At 39.5% G+C, this 25,357-nt stretch carries 32 protein-coding genes; 20 read left to right on the top strand and 12 right to left on the bottom strand.

Annotated features, from left to right (window positions below; all coding sequences use genetic code 11):
- The first annotated feature begins 36 nt into the window (after positions 1-36).
- The 3 genes from ACXAHI_RS06170 to ACXAHI_RS06160 all read left to right on the top strand — a co-directional run bounded on the left by ACXAHI_RS06170 (position 37) and on the right by ACXAHI_RS06160 (position 1,388).
- Positions 37-192 (top strand): hypothetical protein, encoded by a 156-nt coding sequence (locus ACXAHI_RS06170; RefSeq protein WP_270179372.1) that lies wholly within the window; start codon positions 37-39, stop codon positions 190-192.
- A 124-nt stretch (positions 193-316) separates the two neighbouring features.
- Positions 317-1,030, top strand: coding sequence for an RNA polymerase sporulation sigma factor SigK (gene sigK / locus ACXAHI_RS06165; RefSeq protein WP_474846725.1), 714 nt, complete (start codon positions 317-319; stop codon positions 1,028-1,030).
- A 112-nt stretch (positions 1,031-1,142) separates the two neighbouring features.
- Positions 1,143-1,388, top strand: coding sequence for a WYL domain-containing protein (locus ACXAHI_RS06160; RefSeq protein WP_474846723.1), 246 nt, complete (start codon positions 1,143-1,145; stop codon positions 1,386-1,388).
- A gap of 40 nt (positions 1,389-1,428) precedes the next feature.
- On the opposite strand, the gene ACXAHI_RS06155 is transcribed toward ACXAHI_RS06160, so the two are convergent.
- Together ACXAHI_RS06155 and yfkAB are read right to left on the bottom strand one after the other, a co-directional pair.
- Positions 1,429-2,175: a GDSL-type esterase/lipase family protein gene (locus ACXAHI_RS06155; protein ID WP_474846720.1), complete on the bottom strand. Its 747-nt coding sequence runs from the start codon at positions 2,173-2,175 to the stop codon at positions 1,429-1,431.
- A gap of 114 nt (positions 2,176-2,289) precedes the next feature.
- Complete coding sequence (yfkAB, locus tag ACXAHI_RS06150; RefSeq protein WP_474846718.1) at positions 2,290-3,399, bottom strand: radical SAM/CxCxxxxC motif protein YfkAB; 1,110 nt, start codon at positions 3,397-3,399, stop codon at positions 2,290-2,292.
- 182 nt (positions 3,400-3,581) lie between these two features.
- Between yfkAB and ACXAHI_RS06145 the strand changes: the two genes are divergently transcribed.
- A complete protein-coding gene (locus ACXAHI_RS06145) occupies positions 3,582-3,758 on the top strand; it encodes a YjcZ family sporulation protein (RefSeq protein ID WP_270179367.1) in 177 nt (58 codons plus the stop codon).
- Positions 3,759-3,807: 49 nt separating this feature from the next.
- Here ACXAHI_RS06145 and mnhG read toward each other — a convergent pair whose 3' ends face one another.
- From mnhG to ACXAHI_RS06115, 6 genes are read right to left on the bottom strand one after another with little or no spacing between them, the layout of a single operon-like run.
- The gene (gene mnhG / locus ACXAHI_RS06140) at positions 3,808-4,158 is read right to left on the bottom strand and encodes a monovalent cation/H(+) antiporter subunit G (protein ID WP_474846716.1); all 351 of its coding nucleotides are present in this window, start codon (positions 4,156-4,158) and stop codon (positions 3,808-3,810) included.
- Entirely contained in the window at positions 4,139-4,429 is a 291-nt protein-coding gene (locus tag ACXAHI_RS06135; RefSeq protein ID WP_270179365.1) for a Na(+)/H(+) antiporter subunit F1, read from the bottom strand. The genes mnhG and ACXAHI_RS06135 overlap by 20 nt, the downstream gene beginning before the upstream one ends.
- Complete coding sequence (locus tag ACXAHI_RS06130; protein ID WP_270179364.1) at positions 4,426-4,902, bottom strand: Na+/H+ antiporter subunit E; 477 nt, start codon at positions 4,900-4,902, stop codon at positions 4,426-4,428. Before ACXAHI_RS06130 ends, ACXAHI_RS06135 begins: the two co-directional genes overlap by 4 nt.
- A gap of 5 nt (positions 4,903-4,907) precedes the next feature.
- Complete coding sequence (locus ACXAHI_RS06125) at positions 4,908-6,386, bottom strand: Na+/H+ antiporter subunit D (RefSeq protein WP_474846714.1); 1,479 nt, start codon at positions 6,384-6,386, stop codon at positions 4,908-4,910.
- A complete protein-coding gene (locus ACXAHI_RS06120; RefSeq protein WP_474846712.1) occupies positions 6,379-6,717 on the bottom strand; it encodes a Na(+)/H(+) antiporter subunit C in 339 nt (112 codons plus the stop codon). Before ACXAHI_RS06120 ends, ACXAHI_RS06125 begins: the two co-directional genes overlap by 8 nt.
- Entirely contained in the window at positions 6,717-9,059 is a 2,343-nt protein-coding gene (locus tag ACXAHI_RS06115) for a Na+/H+ antiporter subunit A (protein ID WP_474846710.1), read from the bottom strand. The genes ACXAHI_RS06120 and ACXAHI_RS06115 overlap by 1 nt, the downstream gene beginning before the upstream one ends.
- A 177-nt stretch (positions 9,060-9,236) precedes the next feature.
- Here ACXAHI_RS06115 and ACXAHI_RS06110 point away from each other — a divergent pair, with 177 nt between their 5' ends.
- Positions 9,237-9,689, top strand: coding sequence for a hypothetical protein (locus ACXAHI_RS06110; protein WP_474846708.1), 453 nt, complete (start codon positions 9,237-9,239; stop codon positions 9,687-9,689).
- 38 nt (positions 9,690-9,727) lie between these two features.
- Here the strand turns inward: ACXAHI_RS06110 and sda are convergent, their stop codons facing one another.
- Positions 9,728-9,871 carry a sporulation histidine kinase inhibitor Sda gene (gene sda, locus ACXAHI_RS06105; protein ID WP_270179359.1) on the bottom strand — a complete coding sequence of 48 codons (144 nt, stop codon included), beginning with the start codon at positions 9,869-9,871 and terminating at the stop codon, positions 9,728-9,730.
- Between the two features lie 348 nt (positions 9,872-10,219).
- On the opposite strand from sda, the gene ACXAHI_RS06100 reads away from it, so the two are divergent.
- The 8 genes from ACXAHI_RS06100 to ACXAHI_RS06065 are packed head-to-tail and all read left to right on the top strand — an operon-like array spanning position 10,220 to position 15,223.
- The gene (locus ACXAHI_RS06100) at positions 10,220-10,735 is read left to right on the top strand and encodes a YqeG family HAD IIIA-type phosphatase (protein WP_474846706.1); all 516 of its coding nucleotides are present in this window, start codon (positions 10,220-10,222) and stop codon (positions 10,733-10,735) included.
- 2 nt (positions 10,736-10,737) lie between these two features.
- The gene (gene yqeH, locus ACXAHI_RS06095; protein ID WP_474846704.1) at positions 10,738-11,847 is read left to right on the top strand and encodes a ribosome biogenesis GTPase YqeH; all 1,110 of its coding nucleotides are present in this window, start codon (positions 10,738-10,740) and stop codon (positions 11,845-11,847) included.
- 10 nt (positions 11,848-11,857) lie between these two features.
- Complete coding sequence (gene aroE, locus ACXAHI_RS06090) at positions 11,858-12,697, top strand: shikimate dehydrogenase (protein ID WP_474846702.1); 840 nt, start codon at positions 11,858-11,860, stop codon at positions 12,695-12,697.
- On the top strand, positions 12,697-12,987 hold the full coding sequence (yhbY, locus tag ACXAHI_RS06085) for a ribosome assembly RNA-binding protein YhbY (RefSeq protein WP_474835273.1): 291 nt from the start codon (positions 12,697-12,699) through the stop codon (positions 12,985-12,987). The genes aroE and yhbY overlap by 1 nt, the downstream gene beginning before the upstream one ends.
- A 14-nt stretch (positions 12,988-13,001) precedes the next feature.
- Positions 13,002-13,568 (top strand): nicotinate-nucleotide adenylyltransferase, encoded by a 567-nt coding sequence (locus ACXAHI_RS06080; protein WP_474846700.1) that lies wholly within the window; start codon positions 13,002-13,004, stop codon positions 13,566-13,568.
- Entirely contained in the window at positions 13,561-14,148 is a 588-nt protein-coding gene (gene yqeK, locus ACXAHI_RS06075) for a bis(5'-nucleosyl)-tetraphosphatase (symmetrical) YqeK (protein ID WP_474848095.1), read from the top strand. The genes ACXAHI_RS06080 and yqeK overlap by 8 nt, the downstream gene beginning before the upstream one ends.
- Entirely contained in the window at positions 14,135-14,488 is a 354-nt protein-coding gene (rsfS, locus tag ACXAHI_RS06070; protein WP_474846698.1) for a ribosome silencing factor, read from the top strand. Before yqeK ends, rsfS begins: the two co-directional genes overlap by 14 nt.
- Positions 14,489-15,223, top strand: coding sequence for a class I SAM-dependent DNA methyltransferase (locus ACXAHI_RS06065; protein ID WP_474846696.1), 735 nt, complete (start codon positions 14,489-14,491; stop codon positions 15,221-15,223).
- 77 nt (positions 15,224-15,300) lie between these two features.
- On the opposite strand, the gene comER is transcribed toward ACXAHI_RS06065, so the two are convergent.
- Complete coding sequence (gene comER, locus ACXAHI_RS06060) at positions 15,301-16,137, bottom strand: late competence protein ComER (RefSeq protein ID WP_474846694.1); 837 nt, start codon at positions 16,135-16,137, stop codon at positions 15,301-15,303.
- A gap of 108 nt (positions 16,138-16,245) precedes the next feature.
- On the opposite strand from comER, the gene ACXAHI_RS06055 reads away from it, so the two are divergent.
- The 3 genes from ACXAHI_RS06055 (at position 16,246) to ACXAHI_RS06045 (ending at position 19,753) form a co-directional block, all read left to right on the top strand.
- Positions 16,246-16,833 carry a helix-hairpin-helix domain-containing protein gene (locus tag ACXAHI_RS06055; RefSeq protein ID WP_474848093.1) on the top strand — a complete coding sequence of 196 codons (588 nt, stop codon included), beginning with the start codon at positions 16,246-16,248 and terminating at the stop codon, positions 16,831-16,833.
- Between the two features lie 68 nt (positions 16,834-16,901).
- The gene (locus ACXAHI_RS06050; RefSeq protein ID WP_474846692.1) at positions 16,902-17,468 is read left to right on the top strand and encodes a ComE operon protein 2; all 567 of its coding nucleotides are present in this window, start codon (positions 16,902-16,904) and stop codon (positions 17,466-17,468) included.
- Complete coding sequence (locus tag ACXAHI_RS06045; RefSeq protein WP_474846690.1) at positions 17,465-19,753, top strand: DNA internalization-related competence protein ComEC/Rec2; 2,289 nt, start codon at positions 17,465-17,467, stop codon at positions 19,751-19,753. The genes ACXAHI_RS06050 and ACXAHI_RS06045 overlap by 4 nt, the downstream gene beginning before the upstream one ends.
- A gap of 20 nt (positions 19,754-19,773) precedes the next feature.
- Here ACXAHI_RS06045 and ACXAHI_RS06040 read toward each other — a convergent pair whose 3' ends face one another.
- The gene (locus ACXAHI_RS06040) at positions 19,774-19,905 is read right to left on the bottom strand and encodes a YqzM family protein (RefSeq protein ID WP_474846688.1); all 132 of its coding nucleotides are present in this window, start codon (positions 19,903-19,905) and stop codon (positions 19,774-19,776) included.
- A gap of 403 nt (positions 19,906-20,308) precedes the next feature.
- On the opposite strand from ACXAHI_RS06040, the gene holA reads away from it, so the two are divergent.
- Complete coding sequence (gene holA / locus ACXAHI_RS06035) at positions 20,309-21,331, top strand: DNA polymerase III subunit delta (protein WP_474846686.1); 1,023 nt, start codon at positions 20,309-20,311, stop codon at positions 21,329-21,331.
- A 46-nt stretch (positions 21,332-21,377) separates the two neighbouring features.
- Here the strand turns inward: holA and rpsT are convergent, their stop codons facing one another.
- On the bottom strand, positions 21,378-21,644 hold the full coding sequence (gene rpsT, locus ACXAHI_RS06030) for a 30S ribosomal protein S20 (RefSeq protein ID WP_224878504.1): 267 nt from the start codon (positions 21,642-21,644) through the stop codon (positions 21,378-21,380).
- 136 nt (positions 21,645-21,780) lie between these two features.
- Between rpsT and gpr the strand changes: the two genes are divergently transcribed.
- The 3 genes from gpr to lepA all read left to right on the top strand — a co-directional run bounded on the left by gpr (position 21,781) and on the right by lepA (position 25,285).
- On the top strand, positions 21,781-22,914 hold the full coding sequence (gene gpr, locus ACXAHI_RS06025; RefSeq protein ID WP_474846684.1) for a GPR endopeptidase: 1,134 nt from the start codon (positions 21,781-21,783) through the stop codon (positions 22,912-22,914).
- A 69-nt stretch (positions 22,915-22,983) separates the two neighbouring features.
- Positions 22,984-23,331, top strand: coding sequence for a DUF3679 domain-containing protein (locus ACXAHI_RS06020; RefSeq protein ID WP_474846682.1), 348 nt, complete (start codon positions 22,984-22,986; stop codon positions 23,329-23,331).
- Between the two features lie 121 nt (positions 23,332-23,452).
- Complete coding sequence (gene lepA, locus ACXAHI_RS06015) at positions 23,453-25,285, top strand: translation elongation factor 4 (protein ID WP_474846680.1); 1,833 nt, start codon at positions 23,453-23,455, stop codon at positions 25,283-25,285.
- Positions 25,286-25,357: the final 72 nt, after the last annotated feature.

The raw sequence follows: 25,357 nt of genomic DNA, 5'->3' as shown, positions 1-25,357 counted from the left end.
TAAAGAATAGACTGCCATAAGTGAGGTGGGGCACTGGTGGAATGGTTTGAGATTGTTGGTGTTGCTTCCGTTGTAACAGGTTTAACGTTTATTCGTTTAAAATATGGTCGTAATTCAAGGCATTACCGCTATTTAAGGGAAGAGTATATGTCGGAAAAGTGGTCAAGAGAAAGAAAAGCTCATCGAGATTAGTGAAAGCATGCTAATCCGGTGAGCTTTTTACTTTTTAAGGAATTGGAAATGGACAGACACAGCAGCCTAGACCAATACATAAGCTTAAGATAAGGTGTAAGCCCACCATATGGGAGGTGAGTATGTGTCGTTACTGGCAGCACTTGCTTACTTGTGCAAGGAAGTCCTCTTCTTCGTCTCATTTGTTAAAAACAACGCTTTCCCACAACCCTTGTCAAAAAAGGATGAAAGAAAGTATTTAGAATTAATGGCCCAAGGAGATGAAGATGCTAGAAATCGATTGATCGAGCACAATTTACGTCTTGTAGCCCATATTGTAAAGAAGTTCGAGAATACCGGAGAAGATCCGGAAGATCTCATCTCCATCGGAACGATCGGTTTGATCAAAGCAATCGAGAGTTATTCGACCGATAAAGGAACGAAGCTTGCTACCTATGCAGCTAGATGTATTGAGAATGAAATCCTAATGCATTTACGCGCTCTTAAGAAAACAAAAAAAGATGTCTCCCTTCATGATCCGATTGGTCAGGACAAAGAAGGAAATGAAATTTCGTTAATCGACGTTTTAAAGGCAGAAACAGAAGATATCGTTGACCTCATACAGCTGAATATGGAAAAGCAAAAAATATATGATTACATTCATATATTAGATGAAAGAGAGAAAGAAGTAATCGTAGGTAGGTTTGGTTTAAATCTAGAGAAAGAGTTGACCCAAAGAGAAATCGCAAAGAAGTTAGGGATATCAAGAAGCTATGTATCTAGAATAGAAAAGCGTGCGCTGATGAAACTGTTTCATGAATTTTATCGTAATCGAAAAGAAAGAGGAAACGGTGCATAGCCTGCCATTTGGCAGGTTTTTTTTATGAAGTAAAAATTGGAAAGTGAAAACCGTTGATAAGAACAAGTGTTCTGCATATAATATGAACATAGGAAAAGAAGGGGGAAGTGCCATGTTAAAGGTATTGCAGAACTGTCTTCAACGTCACCTCTCAGTCGACATGATCTATATGACTTCAGACCAAATGATCACCAAGCGCACGGTTACATTATATAAACTATCCCAAGATGAAATTAAAGGGTACTGTCACTTAAGGAGAAGCATTCGCACTTTCAAAGTTGATCGCGTTCTAGCTGTATATCCAACTATGGCACGAATCACTAAAAAGCACGGGATAAAAAAGACAAGTCTCAGATGAAGGATCTGAAACTTGTCTTATACTACCAACTTGTTTGCTTTTACTCGACAGTCTTCACATTCGTATTGTATGTGCTTAATACGTTCCGCGTCCAAACCTTATAGCCTTCACCGTTTAAGTGGAGGCCATCAAACGTGTACTCTTTGTTTAATTGTCCATATTTTAGAAAATCAGGGTGTAAATCTAGATAGTGATAATCATATAAACGTGTAAGGTTCTTTATTTGCTCGTTCAACGTCGCTATGTCTTTGTTTCGAACATTGTGCTTCGTTAGATTCCTGTTAATCGGCAGAAGACTTTGTACGTATACAGTAGTGTTTGGAGTTTGCTTCTTTAATATATCTAAAATGTATTTATAGTTGGCTTCAATTTTTTCTATCGATTGACCAGCGATCATATCATTGATTCCGATCATGATATACAATCGTTCAGGGTTAGCATTTGTGATCTCATCGATCCGGTTGATCACTCCTGTCGTTGTGTCACCTGCTATGCCTCTGTTTAATACCTGATGGTCACTTAGCGCCTCTCCCCATTCATAATAATCCGTGAGGCTATCTCCAAGAAAAATCGTTTCACTTTCTTCGTGTTTATACGAATCATAAATACTTTTTTTCGTTTGATAATATTTTGTATAGTAAGTAATATTTTTCTTTTTAGATTCAGAATCATTTTCAGGCATCTCATTCGCATTCGTACGAATGAAATTTGATTGATTCTCAGCAATCAAAAGCAGTAGAGCTAATGCACAAGTAATAAATGTAAGGGTGAATAATCTTTTCTTCAACATAATCACGCTCCTATAGAGTACGATAGCCATTATACCCTTTCTTCATCCAACTGAAAGGAAAAAGAAGACTTTTTTTATGAAAATAGTAAAAAAACCCCCCTGCATAGGGGGTTATAATGCAATGTGGGACTCTCTTGTTAGAAAGTCCACGTCTTTGTAATAGGAATCTTTCACGAGAAGGTTCGGACCGAGACACTTTACTGCAGGGCAATGACAGCTAACGGACTTAGCAATCTTACTATCTTGCCATTTTCGATAAGCATCATTTAAGTTTGTGTGTTTAATATTCCCTAAAGGAGGCGTGTCTCCAAAATCTGTTACGATTATATCTCCATCGAATATATTCATGTTAAGGCGGGACCGACCATCAGGATCATTCCGGACCGTAACATTAGGTTCAGCGTATAATCGCTCTAGAAGCTTTAAATCCTCTGGATTTGAACTACATGGATAAAATGGCAGTGTACCGAACAATAACCATACATTTGGATCTCTATGATCGAGTAGTCTGTGAATGCCTTCTCGAATTTCTTCTAAAGAGGCGATATCGAGATCTGAAGCGAAATCTGATGGGTACATAGGATGAACCTCATGCCTTTGACAACCCATATCAGCGATTTGCTTGTGAATCGCTTCAATATTAGGTAACGTTCTACGATTAATCATCGTTTCAGCAGAAACCAACACGCCATTTGAAGTTAGATCTTTGGCGTTCTCAACCATTCGATGAAAATACGCTTCACGTTGTTCTATGGTCGGCTTCTTATCCATAACTGCAAAGCCTATGTCTGTAAAATCATCAATGCTTCCATAGTTATGAGAGATATGTAACACATCAAGATACGGTAAAATTTTATCATATCGTTTACGATCTAGCGTTAAGTTTGAGTTGATTTGTGTCTTCGCTCCTCTGTCATGTGCATATTTCAGAAGAGGGACTACATAATTCTTTACGGATTTCATCGATAGCATAGGTTCTCCACCAGTAATACTTAGCGCACGAAGCTGTTCCACCTCATCCAAGCGATCTGTTAAGAGCTGTAGTGGAAGTGGGTCTGGATCTTTCGGTTGCAATGTATAGCCCACTGCACAATGCTCACACCTCATATTACAAAGTGTGGTTGTTGTTAATTCAATGTTAGAAAGGACCTGCGTCCCGTGTTCTTCTACGTCCATATAAGCTTCCCACGGGTCATTTGTGGGGGTTATGGTTGTTCTCATTCAATTTCGACCCCTTTTTCATTAAATTGCTGTTTCCTTCATTGTAGAACAATATGCAATATAAAAATAGCCACTTCATGGAATTCAGAAAACTCCGCTAATCCCTATACAATAATGACAAACTTTACATAAGCTATCATATCTAGGGTGGAGTAGGTATTAAAGAGTGAAGGAGGGGGAGCATGAGTTACGGTTACGGTTATGGTTGCGGATACCCAGGTTACGGTTACCCATATCCACCGTATCCTTATCCAGGCTACGGCGGTTACTTTGCATTAATTGTTGTTCTTCTAGTATTGCTATTGGTTATTGGTGGAGGATATTACTACTATGCGAATTTCTACGGAAGAAAGTATTGATAGGTGACCACCTATCTATTTTTTTATATAAAAAAACAAACACTCGAGGTTACCCTCTTGTGTTTGTTTTTTTGGATGATGGTTTTAAATCATCTCTCGTTGTCTTCTCCCAAAGAGGAACCCCTTTTTGGTAAGCTGCTCTAGAAATCATATGACCAGAGACTGGAGCTGTCATGAGGATAAAGATAATCCCGAGAACTAGTTTCCCACTGACCATATTTTGTTCAATCCAGAAAAATAGAAAGGCAGCAATCAAAATTCCGGCAACGCCTAAGGTAGCACTTTTTGAAGCTGCATGAAGGCGCGTGTAAACGTCAGGTAAACGAAAGACACCTAGGGCTCCAGAGAAAAGAAAAAACGTTCCGATGATCAAAATGACACTAATCACGATTTCTTTCAATGATAACACCCTTTTCTAAGAATTTAGCAATCGCTACAGTACCTATGAAAGCAAGTATCCCTATGAGAAGGATAATGTCATTAAAATACTGGGTCTCGAGCTTAATAGCAAGAATACCTGCGATCGCCATAAGGTTAATGCCGATCGTATCAAGTGCCACAGCACGATCTGGATTTGATGGCCCTTTGATCGCTCTATATAAAAGAAAGAGTGTTGAGATTGCGATTACCACTATACATAGCGTTGACACTGTTGATAAAAGTGAGGTCATCTTGTCACCTCCATGATTGCTTTTTCGAAGGTTCCTTTAATTTCTTTAATCACTTCGTCAGCATCTGGCGCATCCATTGCATGTACATAGATAAACATGTTGTCAGGAGAAACTGAAACAGAAAGCGTTCCAGGAGTTAACGTGATTAAATTCGCTAGCATGGTGATCTCCCAATTTGTTCTTACTTCGATCGGGACGGCGATAATTCCAGGTTCCATCTTTAGCTTAGGACTATATACAAGCTTCACAACTTGTATGTTAGCCATAATAAGTTCTTTGATAAATAAGAACAACAGCTTAACGATTGACCATAATCTGTAGAAATAGAAACGATCTGGAATGAAGCGCTCCATGAGTAGCAGTAGAACGATACCTGATAAATACCCAATAAAGAATGTGCTGAAAGAATAACTTTCAAACAAAAACATCCATAACACAGCGATGATTAAGTTAATAATAATTTGAATTGGCATGCCATCTACTCCTTCATCACCGAATCAATGTAGTTGATTGGATCTATCAATTGATCTCCAATCGTTTGAACGGTTGGGTAAAAGAATTCTGCACCAATCCCAAGCAGTACAGTAAAGAACAATAGAAATGCAGCGGGTGCTACTTTATTGCGAATCGATATGCTCGGAACGCTTTCAAGTTTGTCTTCTCCCCAAAATCCTTTGATAAAGATTTTGATGATTGAAATAAGAATGAGTAGGCTAGTCAAGAGACCGATGACTGCAACAACGTAATGTCCTTCTTCAAATGCACCTCTTAGAATCAGTAGCTTTCCTACGAATCCACTAAAAGGAGGTAGTCCAGCTAGCGCAAGTGCTGCGATGAAGAATAACCAGCCGAGTACAGGTTGGTGTTTGATCAATCCGCCCATTTTTCGTAAGTCGGATGTGCCGCTGTAAGCAGCCATTGCACCTACAAGTAAAAATAATGCTGCTTTAATAATCATATCGTGAACAAGGTAGTAAATAGATCCCGCTAAGGCGGTAGTGGAAAACACGCCAATACCAAGAATCATATATCCTACTGCCGGTATGATGTTATAGGCTACAATCAATTGGACGTTGTTTGTCGATAACGCCCCGATCACACCGAATACCAATGTGAATGCAGCTAAAATGATGAATAGCTGATGAGTAAACGTAAGCTCGTAAACGAAAATAAGTGAAAACACTCTTAATATGGAATATACCCCTACTTTCGTTAACAAAGCCCCAAATAATGCTGAGATAACGGTAGGAGGAACTGTGTATGATTTTGGGAGCCAGAAATATAAAGGAAATAACGCTCCTTTTGTGGCAAAAACCAGTAACAATAGAATCGCGATGGTTGTAAGAATTCCACCTTGCTCTACTTCACCAACACGTTCTGCTAGTTGAGCCATGTTTACGGTACCTGCAACTGCATAGATGAAGGAAACTGTCGTAACAAACAAAATCGATGAAAGCAAATTGACGATGATGTATTTAAATGACTCTCTAAACTGCTCTTTCGTTCCCCCAAGAACAATCAATCCGTAAGATGCAATTAGTAAAACTTCAAAGAATACGAACAGGTTAAACAAATCTCCTGTTAGAAAGGCACCACTCACACCAGCGATCAAAAGCTGAAAGAGTGGATAGAAGTAAAACCGTTCTCTTTGCTCATCAAGTGAATGAAACGCATAGAAGGCGCAAGCTGTCGCAACGACATTTGCAGTTACGACAAGTACCATTGCGAGTGGATCTGCTACAAGAACGATTCCATAAGGTACAGTCCAATCTCCTGCTTTTAATACGAGTGTGCCATTTTGCACAACTTCGTAGGCGACCGCTGAAACAGCGATCAAATTTACGACTACCATGATTTTTGTAATCATTCTTACAATAGGTAGTTTACTGTTGAAAAACACAAGAAAGATTCCGGTCAATAGTGGAAGTAATACTGGCAGTATGACTAAGTTACTCATGTTCGTTTCCCCTTAATTTCTCCATATTATCCGTTCCGTTAGTTTGATACGCACGATACGCTAGCACGAGAAGAAATGAAGTTACGCCGAAACTGATTACGATAGAAGTTAAGATCAACGCCTGTGGTAGCGGGTCGGCATACTTCGTTACGTCTTCAGTTAATACGGGGGGATTTCCTCGGTTAAGCTTCCCCATCGTTATAATGAAAAGGTGAGCACCGTGTGACAACAAAGCAGTTCCTATGACGATCTTTAATATTTGCTTTTGAAGCATCATATAGACACCTGCTGTAAAAAGTAATCCAGCCAGCACGGACATAATGATTTCCATTATTCATTTCCCCCCTTCTTATTCGGACGTAGTTTGATCATCGTGAAGATACCGATCGCAGCAAGACCTAGTACAAGAATTTCAAGCAACGTATCGAGACCACGGAAATCAACAAGGATGACGTTTACAATGTTGTCTCCTCCGCCAAGCTTGTAGGAATTCTTAATGAAGTATTCAGAGATTGGCTCGAACATTTGCGTACTATGAGAAGCAATTCCAATCAATGTTACCATCACCCCTACTGAGATTGAGATCACCCAGTTCACAACCTTCGTTCTTGCCGGAGTTTTCTCCTTATTGAGATCTGGAAGGTGATAGAAACAAAGTAAGAAGAGTGCTACAGTAACGGTTTCTACGATTAGCTGAGTTAAAGCTAAATCTGGTGCTCTGAAGAACACAAACAGTAACGATAACCCGTAACCTACGATACCTAGAACTAGAATTGCTGCAATTCTGTTATTCATAAAGATTGTCCCAAATGCTGCAACCGCCATAACGATGGCAATCATTACTTCAGGAAGCGCAATAGGTGCGAGATCATCAGTCGATAAGTTGAAACCACCTGTCACACTCATCGTGATAGCCAACAGTACGACTGAGAAAGTTAGAATATAAACAAGGTAGTGTCTTAGAGAACCGGTCATATATCTCTTAGTTACCTTCTCTGAACCCGTCTCTATTCCGTTCATAATTGCGTCAAACACTTTTGCTGCAGACATTTTACCTGGGAGAATATCGTATACTTTTTCCCATTTTGTTCTTGTTAAATACAATATTGTTCCAAAAATAAGGACAGCTAAACTCATGTACAGTGCAGTGTTTTTGATTCCATGCCAGAATTTAATATGGGGGTCGATCGCCTTCCCTGTGATCGAGTCAACCATAGGTGCTAGTAATGATTTACCAAAAACATCTGGTACGATTGCGATGATAACGACAAGTGCTACCAATATCATCGGAGAGATCAGCATACCGATTGGAGCTTCATGAGGCTGCTTTTCAAGTGTATCTCTCTGTTTTCCAGTGAATGTACGGAAGAACAGCATTACAGAATAGATAAACGTAAATATACTTCCTCCAACTGCAAGATAAGGGAAGAACGGTGCAACCGATTCTACGATTGGAGAAGAATGTTTAAAGAGAGATGCTTCAAAAAACATTTCCTTACTTAGAAACCCATTGAAAATTGGTAATGGGAATCCAGCCATTGAAAAAGCTCCAAAGAATGCAAGAGTAGCTGTGATCGGCATAAAGGTAAAGAGCCCACCTAGCCTACGTATATCTCTTGTTCCTGTTTCATGATCAACGATACCAGCAACCATAAAGAGACTTCCTTTGAACGTTGCATGGTTAAGGATATGGAACACTGCAGCTAATATAGCTGCTTTTGTCCCGAAGCCAAGCATAGCCATGATCATACCTAACTGACTGATGGTTGAGTAAGCCAAAATGGCTTTAAGGTCTGTTTTTCTAACAGCCATATAGGAACCCCAACATAAAGTAAGAAGTCCAAACCCACTAACGATTAGAAAGAAAAGGTCAGTACCCGCAAAGACAAGGCTCAATCTTGCTACAAGATAGATCCCTGCTTTTACCATCGTGGCGGAGTGTAGGAAAGCACTTACCGGTGTTGGAGCTTCCATCGCATCTGGTAGCCAGGTGTGAAATGGAAATTGAGCTGACTTCGTAAAAGCTCCTAACAGAACTAATACTAAGATGAATGAGAATAGTGGAGACTCTACGATGAGGTCAGCATTTTCAATTATACCTCTGATGCTAGTTGTCCCTGTAAGATCAGACATGAGCAAGAACCCACCGAGCATTGCAAGGCCACCAAAGACCGTAATAACCATGGATTTCAATGCACCTGCAGTTGACTTTTCACGCTGGTACCAATAGCCGATCAATAAGAATGATGAAATACTTGTTAGTTCCCAGAACGTGTAAAGTACGAACAGATTATCTGATAGAACGACGCCAAGCATCGCCCCCATAAATAAAAGAAGGTAAACATAAAAATGGCCAAGTTTTTCCGCTTTATTTAAGTAATAAATGGAATACAGAACAACGAGCGATCCGATTCCGGTAATCAGAAGCGCGAAAAATAGGCCAAGACCGTCGATATAAAATGTGACGTTTACACCTAGTGAAGGAATCCACTCAAACGTTTTTAAAGTATGTACACCTTGTAACACATTTTTGATAAAAGTTAAAAAATACCCGAATAGTAAAATCGGCACTGCTAAAACAAACCATCCTAAGTGGACTTGTTTAACGCCCCGATAGATGAACGGGATGAAAAACGCTGCCAAAAAAGGAAGCAAGACAGCTGCATGAAGCATTCTATAAAACCCTCCCTAATTAAAGCTCACTATGAAAAAGTTCAAATGAACTTATTTTGCAATACCTCAATTGTAATCAGAAATCGACTCATTTTTCAACTTTTCATGCTCGAAAAATAACTTTACCGTATAAGTTTTCCAAACTACGCCGATTCTATTTGCGAAAGGAGACATCTAATGATAAAATCCATATTTATTCTTACACTCATTATCGTCGGCGTAGTAGGTTGTGAATCAATATATGAAAGTAGTGATCCGACTCCATATGGTTCGAGAGAATATTATCGAGTTGTTGACATCGAGCCAATCGGTGCAGCGATTTGGGAGGAAATGAACCTATCTAATGCTCTAGCTTCAATCAAACACCAGATAAAAAACGAAACAACAGTTAAAGATGTCGTTATTTTGACGCATAATGAACAGGTTGTTGTAGCGCTAAAGCCTTATGCGTATGATAGGGGCAAGATAGGAGATTTGCTTTCTAAGTATGATGGATGGTTTGAGGATCAAGGGATGAATGTTGCGTTACTTACAGCTCCGAACCACTATCGTAAAGCAAAGCAAATGATGAGGTCAGAAGAGATCGATAGCGAGATCTGGGAATCTGAGTGGGGAGAATTTTTTCGATAAAACAAAAAACCAACCTTATAAGCTCAAGGCTGGAACAGTTAAACTCTTAATAATGTAACTTTTTCATTAAGACTTCTTCTTTCGATCTCTTTTTGGATTAATTTAATGAAGTCGCTGCTTAGTTTAAGCTCTCTAGCTTTTACATAGGATTCGATCAACAGATCATCAGATAATTTCTCCAACAAGGCACCTCCTAATAATCTGGTTATTTTAACCGTTCATTCCGCATATAGTGTATGTGGATCTTTTATTTGCAGTTAGCTTACCACGTATGCACAATCAGAACAACCGTTCCGTTATCCACAGTTAATCGTGGATAAATTGTGGGTATATTGTTTATATACTTCAAATATTCAATTAAATTATGGTGGATTATGTGTATAAGGTTATCCACAGGTTGCCAATTTCACAAAATTTGTCGAAAAGTTTTAGTGATCAATCAAGATTTAGTATAGCCTGCATAGAAGGTTGTTGTACCTCTTGAAATTATTGATACAATAGGAATGTCATAAATAGTAGGAGTGTTGCAATTGTTTAATTCTTTGTTACCTGATGAACATGTAGAAGATATATACCAAATTAAACCTGAGGCTCTTAAAGAACGAGGGGTGAAGGGAATCATTACTGATCTGGATAACACGCTTGTAGAATGGGACAGGCCCGATGCTACTCCAGAATTACTAAAGTGGTTTAGACAGATGAGTGATGAAGGCATCATGGTTACGATCGTTTCTAATAATAACAAGAATCGTGTAGAGAAGTTCGCTTCTCCAACTGAGATTCCCTTTATTTATGAAGCGAAGAAACCAATGACGAAGGCTTTCCGAAAAGCTTTAAACGATATGAAGATTGCCCCTGATGATGCCGTGGTGGTTGGAGACCAAATTTTTACTGATGTACTTGGTGGTAATAGGATGGGACTTCATACTATACTTGTTGTTCCAGTGGCTAAAACTGATGGAGTTTTCACAAGGTTCAACAGAAAAATGGAAAGTGCATTCCTTTCTTGGATGAAACGCAAAGGGAAGATAAAGTGGGAGGAATAAGGTTGGAAAACGAAAGAATTATTTGTGCCGGATGCGGTGTTACGATACAAACTGAAGATAAGGATGCATTGGGATATGCACCTCCATCAGCTTTACAACGTGATGTTGTGATATGTCAGCGTTGTTTTCGTCTGAAACACTATAATGAAATTCAAGATGTATCTCTAACAGATGATGATTTCTTGAAGATATTGAACGAAATTAGTCAAACCGATGCATTGATTGTAAAAATCGTAGACATCTTTGACTTTAATGGAAGTTGGTTACCAGGTATCCAGCGATTTGCGGGTAATAACCCGGTATTGCTCGTAGGTAACAAAGTAGATCTATTACCTAAATCAACAAACAAGACGAAGTTGATTAAATGGATGCAGAGCAGTGCGAAAGAAAATGGTTTAAAGCCTTCAGAAGTGAAGTTGATGAGTGCTGCTAAAGGTGAAGGGGTTATGGATGTTGCTACCGAAATAGACCGTTTACGTGAAGGTAGAGACGTCTACATCATAGGTTGTACGAATGTAGGTAAATCAACATTTGTGAATAAATTGATTCAGGAATTTGGCGGCGACACTGAACAAATGATTACGACGAGCCAGTTCCCTGGTACAACACTCGATCTTATCGATATTCCTCTCGATGACGGGAATACGTTATACGATACTCCTGGAATCATCAATCATCATCAGATGGCCCATTTTGTCGATGCTGAGGAATTAAAGCTGATCAGTCCGAAGAAAGAGATCAAGCCAAAGGTATTTCAGTTAAACGAAGGACAAACATTATTCTTTGGTGGGCTTTCCCGACTAGATTTCGTTGAAGGCGGGCGTCAGTCCTTTATTTGTCATGTCTCGAATGATCTTTATATTCACCGCACTAAGACAGAGAAAGCAGATGAATTGTATCAGGACCACCTTGGGGAGTTATTGTATCCTCCTGGTGAAAAAACGAAGCTTGAGCTCCCTGAACTTGTTGGTCATGAATTGAAGATCAAAGAAGATAAGATGGATATCGTCTTTTCAGGTCTTGGATGGGTTACCGTTTCAGGAAAAGGATCGACTGTGAAAGCATATGCGCCAGAAGGGGTAGGCATCTCGATTCGAAATTCACTAATATAGGAGGAGCGCTATGGGGAAACTATTTGGACTAGTCGGCCATCCTCTTGGCCATTCGATGTCTCCTCTCATGCATAATACTGAATTTAATGAGCTCGGGTTGCCGCATCACTATCAACCGTTTGATCTGAAAAAGGAAGAGCTTGAAGAAGGTATTAAAGCGTTGAGGTTACTTGGAATCGAGGGATTTAATGTAACGATCCCTCATAAAGTGTCGATCATTCCTATGTTAGATGAAGTGGAACAAGAAGCGATGGAAATAGGAGCGGTCAACACGGTTTATCGGAGAGGCAACCTTTTGATTGGAGCCAACACAGATGGTCAGGGCTACCTTCAATCTTTGCTAAAGCTTATTGGAGAAGATAGTCTCATAGATAAAAAAATATTAGTGATTGGCGCAGGTGGAGCTGCTAGAGCAGTTGCAGTATCCATTTCAAGATCTGGTGTAGGATCATTAACGATCGCTAATAGAACGTTGGAAAAAGCTGAAGAGTTATGTAGGGTTTGTACTACCTATGCAGATGCGCGCGCAGTACCGCTCGACGCTCTGAAGTCATCTCTAGAAACTTACGATATCATCATCAACACAACGTCGATTGGCATGAGTCCAGAAACGGATCGCGTTCCGTTACCTGTTAAAGGTATTAAAGAAGGAACAGTTATGAGTGATCTAATCTATAATCCACTCGAAACGCTCTGGCTCACTCAAGGAAAAGAACAAGGTGCTATCACTGCAAATGGCATTTCGATGTTTGTTGAGCAAGGTGCACTTGCGTTTGAGAAATGGTTAGGGATCAAACCAGATCGATACAGAATGCAGGAAACCGTTTTAAGAAAGTTAGGAGGAGTATAATGTTAACAGGAAAACAAAAACGATTTTTACGTTCAAAAGCCCATCATTTAAATCCAATTTTTCAAGTTGGTAAAAGTGGAGTGAACGAGAATATGGTGCAGCAAATTGAAGAAGCCCTTGAGGCTAGAGAACTTATTAAAGTAAGCATCCTTCAAAATTGCGATGAAGATCGTGATACTGTAGGTCATGAACTTTCTCGTCAAACTGATGCTGAACTTGTTCAGATCATCGGAAATACAATTGTCCTTTACAAAGAATCATCAGAGAACAAAGAAATCATTCTTCCATAATGGAGGACAAGAAAATGAGAGTCGGTCTCTTCGGAGGAACGTTCGATCCGCCACATATTGGGCATTTAACACTAGCTCAAGGCGTTCTTGAAGAATGTCAGCTGGATGAAGTGTGGTTCATGCCTACTCACCTCCCACCTCATAAGGATGGAAAAGTGAGTGATAATCACCATAGAGCTGAGATGGTGCAGAGAGCTATCGAAGGTAACCCTTCTTTTAAAATCTCGTTGGTCGAGTTTGAAAGAAGTGGCCGTTCGTACACAGTTGATACAATCGAGATACTAAAAGACAGCTACCCTGACATCGATTTTCACTTTATCGTTGGTGGCGATATGATAGAGGATTTACCGAACTGGCACCGCATTGATGATTTATCTCAAATGATTTCTTTTATTGGAGTAAATCGTCCTGGCTATGAGCCTGGTAACCAGATAAAGAATGTAAGGTTAATCGATGTGCCTCAGATTGACGTTTCCTCCAGTATGATTAGAAACGCAATTACTTCTGGTAGAAGTGGACGTTATATGCTGACTGAATCAGTACGGAATTATATCGTTAGGATGGGATTATATGATGAATAGAGAAGAAGCATATAAGCTTGTAAAACCTCACCTAACTGGACATAGGTATGAACATACGATAGGCGTTACGACTACAGCGGTCGAGCTTGCTGAGAAGTATGGAGCGGATGTGAAAAAAACAGAAATCGCTGCAATATTTCACGATTATGCCAAATTTCGTCCGAAAGAAGAGATGCGGCAAGTTGTTGTAGAATGCGGTTTGCCTAAAGATCTTTTAGATTACTCGACTGAACTTTTACATGCCCCAGTAGGAGCGATCTTAGTGAGAAAGGAAATTGGAATTAAGGATGAAGAAATCCTAAATGCAATTCACTTTCACACATCAGGCCGTCCAAACATGACACTGATCGAGAAGTGCGTCTTTCTAGCTGATTATATAGAACCTGGGCGAAAGTTTCCTGGTGTAGAAGAAGTAAGAGAGTTAGCAACCGTTGATCTTGACGAAGCCATCGTACAATCACTTAAAAACACGGTGAACTTTTTGATGAAGAAAAATCAACCAGTTTATCCTGCGACGTTTGATACGTATAATGATCTAGTCAGGAAAAGAGAGAAGGGAGAAACAAATGGAAGAAAATAACATGATTACGTTGGCTGCAAAAGCAGTAGATGACAAACGTGCAGAAGATATTATCGCTTTAAATATGAACGGTATTTCATTGATTGCAGATTATTTCTTAATCTGCCACGGAAATTCTGAAAAGCAAGTACAAGCAATTGCAAAAGAAGTGAAGGATCAAGCTATTGAACAGGGACTGGAAGTGAAGCGACTTGAAGGATATGAACAAGCACGCTGGGTGCTTGTCGACCTAGGATCCGTTATCGTTCATATCTTCCATAAAGATGAGCGAAATTATTACAATCTAGAAAAACTCTGGGGAGATGCACCACATCTACCTTTACATGAAATTTTAGCGTAAATGGTTTCGTACGAACAATTTTCATATGTTTATGATCGACTAATGGAAGACGCTCCTTATGACAAGTGGCTTGAAGTAGTTATGAACGAGCGGTCTAGAGGAAAAGTCTTGGATCTTGGTTGTGGAACAGGTGAATGCTCAATACGACTTGCAGAAAAAGGTTATGATGTTACAGCTGTAGACCTCTCTGAACAAATGCTATCTGTTGCTCATGATAAAGCGCTGAGGAACAATGTGAATGTTCATCTGATTCAACAAGATATGCGGGAACTAGATACAGCTGAACAGTACGATGTGATCACGATTTTTTGTGACTCATTAAATTATGTTGTTGAACAAGAAGGGGTAAAATCCACTTTCCAGAGAATATATGATCATTTAAAACCAGATGGAGTTTTACTGTTTGATGTACACTCGTTGCATAAGATCAATGATCTTTTTGTGGGACAAACGTTCGCAAGCAACGATGAAGACCTCTCATTTATATGGAATAGTTTTTCTGGAGGGGAAACAGGCTCAGTCGAGCACGATCTTAGTTTCTTTTTGGAAACCGATGAAGGTTTATACGAGCGTTTTGATGAATTGCACGTACAACGAACGTTTCATATAGAGGAGTACACCAGATGGCTGGAAGAGTCAGGATTTCGTGATATAAAGGTTTCCGCTGATTTTTTAAATCACACTCCTACAGATACCTCTGAGAGAATATTTTTTAAAGCATGTAAAAAAGGTTGATTTCAATTGAAATCAACCTTTTTTGTATTTGCAGAAGGACTTCATTTATAGAAGTGGAATATAAATGGGTGCTGTACTTAGTTTTGCCTCGTCTCCTCTTTAAACTGCGTTTTAATCACTTTTCGATCTTCTTCGAACTTCTTATGTGTACTTTGAATCACATGATTGAACATTTCACCGGTTTCATTTTCAAGCACTTTTAACCCTTCCCCAGTAACTCCTCCTTTAACAGTCACCTTTTTCTGCAGCGTTTCCAATGAGTAATAGTCCTTCTCGAGAAGCTTTCCCATTCCAATCAACATTTCAGTCGTTAAAATCGTAGCTTGTTCTCTGGATATATCTGTTTCTGAGACAGCTCCATCAATGAATTCTTTAAGTAAGTAACTTAAGAATGCCGGGCCACAGCTTGCGAGATCTGAAGATACTCTTGTGACTTCCTCTTCGGTCTCAATAGGGGTCGAGATTTGTGACATAAGGTACATGAGCTTTTCTTTATTTACTTCAGAGCATCGATTACTAAACGTAACAAGCGAAGCTCCGCTAAGAGCTCTATTTGTAATGCTTGGAATCGCTCTTGCAACATCACATGAAACAAAGGTTTCTAGTTCCCTCACTTGGATGGGGCTCGTTATGGAGACGACAAGCTGATCTTCTTTCAACTCATTTCGGATGCTTTTTAGTAATGGGAAATATTCATGCGGTTTAACACATATAAAGATAATTTCTGAGTTTCGAATGATTTCTTCATTGTTTTGAGCTACGTGGATTCCTTTGTACTGCTTCTTTAAAGAATGCGCTTTTTTACTTGTGCGGTTGATGATCATAAGTTGTGAAGGCTTTACTGCGCATGAGTCAATAAAGGAAGATATTAGGATCGTGCCCATATTCCCGGTACCAATCACCCCGATTTTCAATTACTTCCCCTCCTTCCACACGCATTTCTCCTAAATAGATATGATGACTCAACGCATTTTATGTTTGTTGAACGTTAATTTGAAAGGAATGAACAATCGTTGGATTTTGTGAAAAGTCTTTCTCATCGTGAAAAAGGTATAATCGGGATAGCAATCGTTGTGGTGCTTGTCAGCCTGTATCTTATCTATAGGTCGACGTCCACAGAGAATGAATTTTATTACGAAGAGTCAGAGGTCAAAGAAGAGAAGGTAGAAGCTGAAACTCAAGTAGAGAAACTTCACTACATAATGGTAGATGTGAAAGGAGCGGTCGTTAACCCAGGTGTATACGAGGTTAAGAACGATGCTAGGATTAAAGATATCATCACTCACGCAGGAGGTTTTTTGGAAGATGCAGATCAAAATCAATTGAATTTAGCTGGAAAAGTGGTTGATGAAATGATGATTTATGTGCCGGTGAAAGGGGAGGTAAGTGCGCAAATATCAACTCAAAATGATGAGAACATTTTAATATCGATTAATTCTGCTAGTTTAGAAGAACTGCAAGAACTACCTGGAATAGGTCCAGCAAAAGCAGAGGCTATTATTGCATTTAGAGAAGAACAAAGCTTTACTGTAATAGAAGACCTGAAACAAATCAGTGGCATTGGTGAGAAGACCTTTGAGAAATTAAAGGATTTAATAACTGTAGAATAAGTGTGATTGACGATAGAGCACAAATCGCTCAAACTAAACGGTAGAATAAAGAACTTAGGGGGTATAGCATGAACCGAATTTCGTGGGACCAGTATTTCATGGCCCAAAGTCATTTGCTTGCATTACGGAGTACGTGTACGCGATTGACAGTAGGGGCTACGATCGTTCGAGATAAGCGGATGATCGCAGGAGGCTACAATGGATCTGTATCAGGTGGCGTACATTGTATCGATGAGGGCTGTTATGTGATAGATAATCATTGCGTGAGAACGATTCATGCAGAAATGAATGCGATCATCCAATGTGCTAAATTCGGTGTTCCGACAACCGGCGCAGAAATCTATGTTACTCATTTTCCTTGTATACACTGTTGCAAAGCAATTATACAAGCTGGTATAAAATGTGTCATTTACGCTGCAGATTATAAAAACCACCCCTATGCGATTGAATTGTTTAAAGAAGCTAACGTACAAGTTCGCCAAGTTGAACTTGAAGAGATGATTTTAGAGCAGAACAGTCAAGAAAAGTTAGACCTAACGGCAGAACTACTAGGTAAATTAGCGGACGCGGGCTTAAGTTCTGAAGAGGTAAGGCCTTTATACGAAAAAGCGTCAAATCTTTATAGTAAGATGTGAGAGGTAACCTATGGTTAATACCCTCATCAGCAATAATTGGTATTACAACTAACGAATCACTTTATTCAATCTTGTTTTTAATCTTTCTTCTTATATGGTGTGCGAGGAAAGCTCCTCGCTTATCCATTTTTGTATTACTTATCTCTATTTCTTTTTATAGTTATGCCGCTGTTAGTGATGCTCGAAATAAAACGCATCTATCTGGTAATGAAACGAACATAATGGGAAACGTTCATTCGATCCCAACTATCGATGGATCCAAGCTATCTTTTGAATATACAGCGGTTTCTAACGAGAAGCTAATGGTGGTGTACTATATAAGCTCAAAAAGAGAAAAAGAAACCCTGAAAAGACTGAAGGTAGGTTCTTCCTGTACACTTTCAGGAGCATTAGAAACCCCTGCCGCTCCAGGTGTGTCCTCGCAATTTAATTATAAAAAGCATCTCCAATATCAGCATATCCATTGGATTTATGAGCTTAATCATTATCCGGATTGTAACCCCCCGCCTAAATCCTTAGGGATCTATTTTCAAAATATAAGACAGAACATACTTGAAGATATTGAGAAACACTACCCTGATGAATTAAAGGGCATTTCAGCTTCTCTACTAATTGGGGAAAGAGGTTTAATGGATCCTGATGTAGAAAAAGCGTATCGAGAACTAGGATTAAGCCATGTATTAGCCGTGTCGGGTTTACACGTTGGAATCGTGTGTGGCCTGGTTTTTTGGGTGTTTATTCGTATAGGTTTTACAAGACAGCGTGTATATGAGCTGCTGTTCTTTTTGTGCCCTATTTACATGGTTATTGCCGGTGCTGCTCCTTCTGTAGTTAGAGCTTCGATCATGATGATGTTTATCTCCATAATTTTAAGAATGAAACGATCCCTTAACCCGCTTGATGCCATTTCTAGTGCGTGTGTACTCCTCTTGATCTACGATCCCTTTGTTGTCTACCATATCGGGTTTCAACTTTCTTTTCTCATAACATTTGCTTTGATCATCTCTTCAAAAAGTATATTCAACCGGTATCAAACGCCATTCACTCAATTGTTCATCGTTTCGCTGTTGGCTCAGGTTGTTTCCCTTCCCCTTATTTTATTTCATTTTTATGAGGTTTCACTCCTCAGCTTACCTCTAAATATTTTATACGTACCCGTAATTTCAGTCGTAATCCTTCCTGCTATATTTGTATTGGCTGTTCTAAGGTTGTTCCATCTTACTTCTCTCTTTCAAGTTTGTTCTGCCGTACTATCTTTCTTTGTGGAGATCATCCATCATGTATTCGTATGGTTGAATCATTTCAACTTCTCATTGATCTTTGGAAGTCCTCCAATGATTGTGCTCATTTTATTGTTTATCAGTACGTATCTGGTTCTGTTCATATGGGAAAAGAAGACTGTGATTAAGGGAATGATCGTGTGGGTTTCCGCCATTTTCGTTTTATATATGCTGCCGTATATGAATCCCTATGGCACAGTTACGTTTTTAGATGTTGGACAAGGTGATTGCATCATCATCACACTGCCTTTCCAAAGGCAAACAATTGTCATCGATACTGGTGGAACCCCGGTCTTTGGTGAAAAGGAAAGGTGGGAGGAACCAAAAAGCCTATTTGATGTTGGCGCAGACATAGTCGTACCGTATTTAAAGTCAGAAGGTATACGTTCCATCGATGTTTTGCTTTTAACTCACGGTGACTTTGATCATGTGGGTGGGACGATAGCCATTTTGAATGAGCTTACCGTTAAGCATATAATGTTGGATCGAAGTGATGAACAGACGAATACTGAAAAAGAGATCATGTTATTAGCGAATAAGAAGGGGAGTAAGATGTTAAAAGCAAGTGAAGAATTGAAATGGAATTTTGGTGGAGCGTTTTTTTCGATTGTTCAAGCTTTACAGGTTAAAGAAGAAAACGATGGTAGTATCGTTCTTTATGCGAAGCTAGGAGAGTATCGCTGGCTCTTTTTAGGAGATATAGAAGAAGCGGGCGAAAAAAAGTTGCTTAGTTCGAATGACAACATAAAAGCTGACATCCTTAAAGTTGGACATCATGGAAGTGATTCATCGAGTTCAGAAGAATTAATTCGTGCAGTCGATCCAAAGATCGCGGTAGTCTCAGCAGGAAAAGATAATCGCTATGGACATCCACATCCCGATGTGATTGCACGCTTTAAAGAACTGGGTGTGAAGATGATGAGAACGGATGAGAGTGGAACGATCACTTACAAATTTCTCTTAGGTAAACGGGGGACATGGCACAGTCAAAGAAACGAAAAATAGACTGCCTGAAGGCAGTCTATTTAGCTGATTGCTTTAATTGTTACAGCTGTGAAAAAAATGATGGAAAAGAATAGAAATGGTACAACAAATCCAACAGCTGATTCAACTGCATCATTGGACTTATGCTGAACATCTTTTTCGAACTCGTTCATTAGCCTTCCCTCCTGCTTCACTGTTAGTATGAACAATCAACTACCTTCGTAGTCGTTATGTAAGAAGGTATCATACAGGTGCATTTCATTCCATATTGTAACATGTTTTATATGACTTGTCTTTATTGTGGTGTGGGAGATTTGTCATTTTGAAGAATATTGGATTTACAATGAATTCGCTCCCTCTCCTGTAAAGAGTTGTCACCTATACTTTATCTTTGCATAGGATATCCTATCTACTACAACAGAATATCGTTGGTGGGCGGGAGTCCTAGGCCCCTCTCATCAGCGTTTACTATAAATGGGAGGCTGGTGTCTGTAGCCGGCTTCCCTTTTATGCTTGCCAATAACCATGTCTCCAATTAGGATAGAAATGGACAAAGGAAAATTGAGGTGTAGGATTATGTCCGTTTCGGAAATTAAAAAGAAGATAAAACAAGGCAATCTTGATCCTGTTTATCTTTTGACGGGAACAGAAGCATTTTTAATTCATGATTTAGTGAAATTAATTATTGAGAAAGGACTTCCTGAGGAAGAAAGAGAATTTAGCTTAGCTACATATGATTTGAATGAGACGCCAGTTCAAGAAGCGATCGAAGAAGCAGAAACGATGCCGTTTTTAGGAGAAAAGAGAATTGTCATTTTGAAAAACCCTACTTTCTTAACTGCGGTAAAAGATAAAAGTAAAGTCGAACATAACATCGATGTGCTTTTAAAGTATGCAGAAAACCCTTCACCGTTTACTATTCTCATTATAGAAGCTCCTTATGAAAAATTGGACGAGCGAAAAAAATTAGTCAAATCTTTAAAGAAGGCAGGAGCATTTGTAAAAGCCGAAGCTCTTCAAGATCATCACCTTGGAGATTGGCTTCAACTAAGAGCGAAGGAGCTCAACGTCACCTTAGATAAAGAAGGGGAAGAGCGTCTTGTACAGCTCATCGGTAGCCACCTGATGTTGTTACAACAGGAAATTGACAAAATGGCTCTTTACGTTGGCGAAGGTGGCACCGTAAGTGAGGACATTGTTGACCTATTAGTCGCTAGAACATTGGAAAACGATATTTTTGCGCTGATCGATCGTATTGTGAGAAAAGATCTAAATACAGCCTTTCGTATTCTATACGATTTGCTGAAGATTAATGAAGAACCGATTAAAATCTTATCATTAATAGGACGGCAATTTCGTATCATCTATCAAGTCAGTGAGCTTGCCAAACGAGGGTATGGACAAAAACAGATGGCTTCACAGCTGAAGTTGCACCCTTATGCGGTAAAAATTGCGCATCAGCAAAGTAAAGCGTTTAATGAAGCACAGCTTTTGTTTATTTTGGATCAAATTGCAGAGACCGACTATGAAATGAAAACAGGAAAGATGGAGAAGAAATTACTGTTAGAACTGCTTCTAACAAAAATAAAAAGTATTTAAAAAAGCTGTTGGGGTTGCCCCCAACAGCTTTTAACATTTTAAGAAATTAAGCGGAGATCTCGTTATACATTTTAGCAAGACGAGATTTTTTACGTGCTACTGAATTCTTATGGATGATTCCTTTATCAGCAGCTTTATCAATGCGCTTAGAAGCTTCACTTAGAGCTGTTTGAGCAGCTTCTACGTCTTTTGCTTCAGCTTTGTTTTCAAAGTCTTTGATAGCAGAACGCATTGCAGATTTGATCGCAATGTTATGAGCGCGACGATCTGAAGAAGTCTTAACGCGTTTAACCGCAGATTTAATATTTGGCATACCTTTCACCTCCTTGCAAGGCTTCACAATTCCATGTCATATCCGTGCATAGAACAAAAAACATTCTATCAAATAGATCGGCTAAATGCAATAGAGAATGAAAAGCTAATACAAAGGAAAGGCTAACATTTAAAAGATGGAAATTAGAGGTGAGCCTATGGTTGATTTAGATATGTACCAAGTGAGAACAGATTTAGCGGTTGAAGCTCAGGAAATGGTGAAAGAGAAAAAAGCAAAGGAAATGAAATCTGAAAAACCAGATGAGCTACAAGGTGTAATCGTAAAGGAAAGAGACCAAGAAGGGGTAAAGATCACCACGGTTGAAGTAACAGAAGAAGGGGAGAAAGAAATAGGGAAAAAAGCTGGTCATTATATCACGTTTGAAGTGCAAGGAATTCGTAGAAAAGATTCAGCTCTTCAGGAAACGGTTCAGAAAGTATTTGCAAAAGAGTTCGCAGCATTTATTGATCAACAGGGCGTAAAAAAAGACGCGAGTTGTTTAATTGTTGGACTTGGGAATAGACAAGTAACACCTGATGCACTGGGACCCAATGTTGTTTCGAACTTATTGATCACAAAGCATCTATTTGAATTACAGCCTGAAACAGTTTCAGAAGGCTTTAGACCTGTGAGTGCTATTACTCCAGGAGTAATGGGGATCACTGGAATTGAAACGAGTGACATTATTCATGGCGTTATTGAAAAAACGAAGCCTGATTTTGTGATTGCGGTTGATGCATTAGCTTCTCGTTCGATCGAGCGCGTAAATACGACTATTCAAGTTTCCGATACTGGAATCCACCCTGGGTCAGGTGTAGGGAATAAAAGAAAAGAGTTAAGCTTTAAAACACTCGGTATTCCAGTCATCGCAATCGGAATTCCAACGGTAGTCGATGCTGTATCGATCACGAGTGATACGATCGATTATATATTGAAACATTTTGGACGTGAACTTAAGGAAAAAGATAAGCCATCTAAATCACTTGCTCCTGCTGGGATGACCTTTGGAGAAAAAAAGACATATACAGAAGAAGATCTTCCTGATGCTGAAAAACGTCAGACGTTCTTAGGTATGGTTGGCACATTAGAAGACCATGAGAAGCGAAATTTAATCAAAGAAGTGTTAGCTCCTATGGGTCATAATCTTATGGTCACTCCTAAAGAAGTCGATGTTTTTATCGAAGATATGGCGAATGTTATTTCTGGAGGACTAAACAGTGCTCTTCATAGTGAAGTCGACCAAAATAATAGTGGCATGTATACGCACTAAGTCATAAAGACTAACGATTTGCATACGAATAATGAATAGGACAGGCATTTAAACGAAAGGGGTGTGGCTATGGTAGCCTTTTTTCTAAAGTGCTTTCTGCTGATCTCTTTGTTGTTGTTCGGTGTATTACTTGGAATGGAACAAGCTTCAAAAAATATGAATACAATGCAAGGAAGCGATGAGACAGGTGCGTTTCAGCTGACGAAAGCATCAGAAGGGGTGGAAGCTGAGATCCTTGGGACTTCCATCACCAATGAAGATTTAGAAGAAAAGCAAAAGATCCTTGAAAATGCCAATGAGTTTAATGTATTGGGTGATTTGGGGACGAAGATCAGTGGCGTGATTTCCTCTATGATTCAAACAGTGCTCACTTTTATACTGACACTTATTACTGAGGTTCTTTCTCTTTTTAAATAAAAGCCGCAGAAGCGGCTTGTTTTTTTTTGAGAAAGTGCTCATTAGGATTGCTAATTGATTATGGACAGCGGTATTGCTATAATCTATACTAGCGCAGTTTCGCCTTTAGGAGTGATTATAGATGAACCGTGAACAGAAATTAGAAAGACAGTCGAGGATTCGTAACTTTTCCATCATTGCACACATTGACCATGGAAAATCAACGTTAGCCGATCGAATATTAGAAAAAACCGGCGCCCTCACTGCACGAGAAATGAAAGACCAAACGCTCGATGCAATGGATTTGGAACGTGAAAGAGGAATTACAATTAAACTGAATTCCGTTCAGCTAACTTATACAGCGAAAGATGGAGAAGAGTATATCTTTCATCTAATAGACACACCTGGGCACGTAGACTTCACATATGAAGTTTCAAGAAGTCTTGCAGCTTGTGAAGGTGCATTGTTGATTATCGACGCAGCGCAAGGCATCGAAGCCCAAACGCTTGCGAATGTGTACCTTGCGTTAGACAACGATCTCGAAATTTTACCTGTGATCAATAAGATCGATTTACCGAGTGCAGAGCCTGAGCGTGTTGCTCAAGAGGTTGAAGATGTAATTGGTCTCGATACTTCTGACGCGGTATTAGCTTCAGCTAAAAATGGCATTGGAATTGAAGAAATTTTAGAGCAAGTTGTTGAGAAGGTTCCTGCGCCTCAAGGCGATCCGGAAGGACCCCTTCAAGCACTGATCTTTGATTCGCTTTATGATCCATATCGTGGTGTAATTGCTTACATACGAATTACAGAAGGTTCCGTTAAGATCGGCGAAAAAATTCGCATGATGGCTACTGGAAAAGAGTTTGAGGTTACTGAGCTAGGCGTATTTACCCCAAAACCACAGTCAAAGGATGAGCTAACAGTTGGAGATGTAGGTTTCCTTACCGCAGCGATTAAAAATGTTGGAGACTCTCGCGTAGGTGATACGATTACATCCGTAAAGAACCCTGCTGACAAACCACTACCAGGGTATCGCCGTATGAATCCGATGGTATACTGTGGACTTTATCCTGTAGATTCTGCTGAATATAACGATTTAAGAGAGGCGCTGGAACGTCTAGAGTTAAACGATTCTTCTCTTCAATATGAAGCAGAAACGTCTCAAGCCCTAGGGTTTGGCTTCCGTTGCGGATTCTTAGGTCTGTTGCATATGGAGATCATCCAGGAACGTATTGAGCGTGAATTTAACATCGACCTCATCACTACAGCACCAAGTGTTATCTATCAAGTTAAGTTGACTGATGGTGAAGAGAAGATTATCGATAATCCAGCTTTGATGCCTGACGCTCAATCGATCACTGAAGTTCAAGAGCCGTTTGTAAAGGCTACGATCATGGCGCCTAACGATTACGTTGGTGCAATTATGGAACTATGTCAGGGTAAACGCGGGGAATTCATCGACATGCAGTACCTTGACGAGACTCGGGTGAACATCGTTTATCACATTCCACTTTCTGAAATCGTATATGATTTCTTTGATCAATTAAAATCAAGTACAAAAGGGTACGCTTCGTTCGATTACGAGATGATCGGTTATAAGCCATCTAACCTCGTTAAGATGGATATTTTGCTTAATGGAGAAAGTATTGATGCGCTTTCCATCATCGTCCATAGAGATTTCGCTTACGAACGTGGTAAAGATATTACTGAAACCCTAAAAGACTTGATACCTAGACAGCAGTTTGAAGTGCCTGTTCAAGCGACGATCGGACAGAAAGTTATTGCTCGCTCAACCATTAAAGCAATTAGAAAGAATGTGTTAGCTAAATGTTACGGGGGAGACATCTCTCGAAAGCGTAAATTGCTTGAGAAACAAAAAGAAGGTAAAAAACGAATGAAGACGGTCGGTAAAGTCGAAGTTCCACAAGAAGCCTTCATGGCAGTTCTTCGTCAAGATAATACTAAGAAGAACTAACACTTTCTATTTGAAGAAGAACTGTTATTTTTATAGTATGGGTTAAGGAGACCGCAGAATTTTCTGCGGTCT

The sequence above is a fragment of the Anaerobacillus sp. ABD4_527 genome, assembly GCF_056160805.1.
Note: the sequence above shows the minus strand (reverse complement) of the source record. Positions and strands in the feature narration are given on the sequence as shown.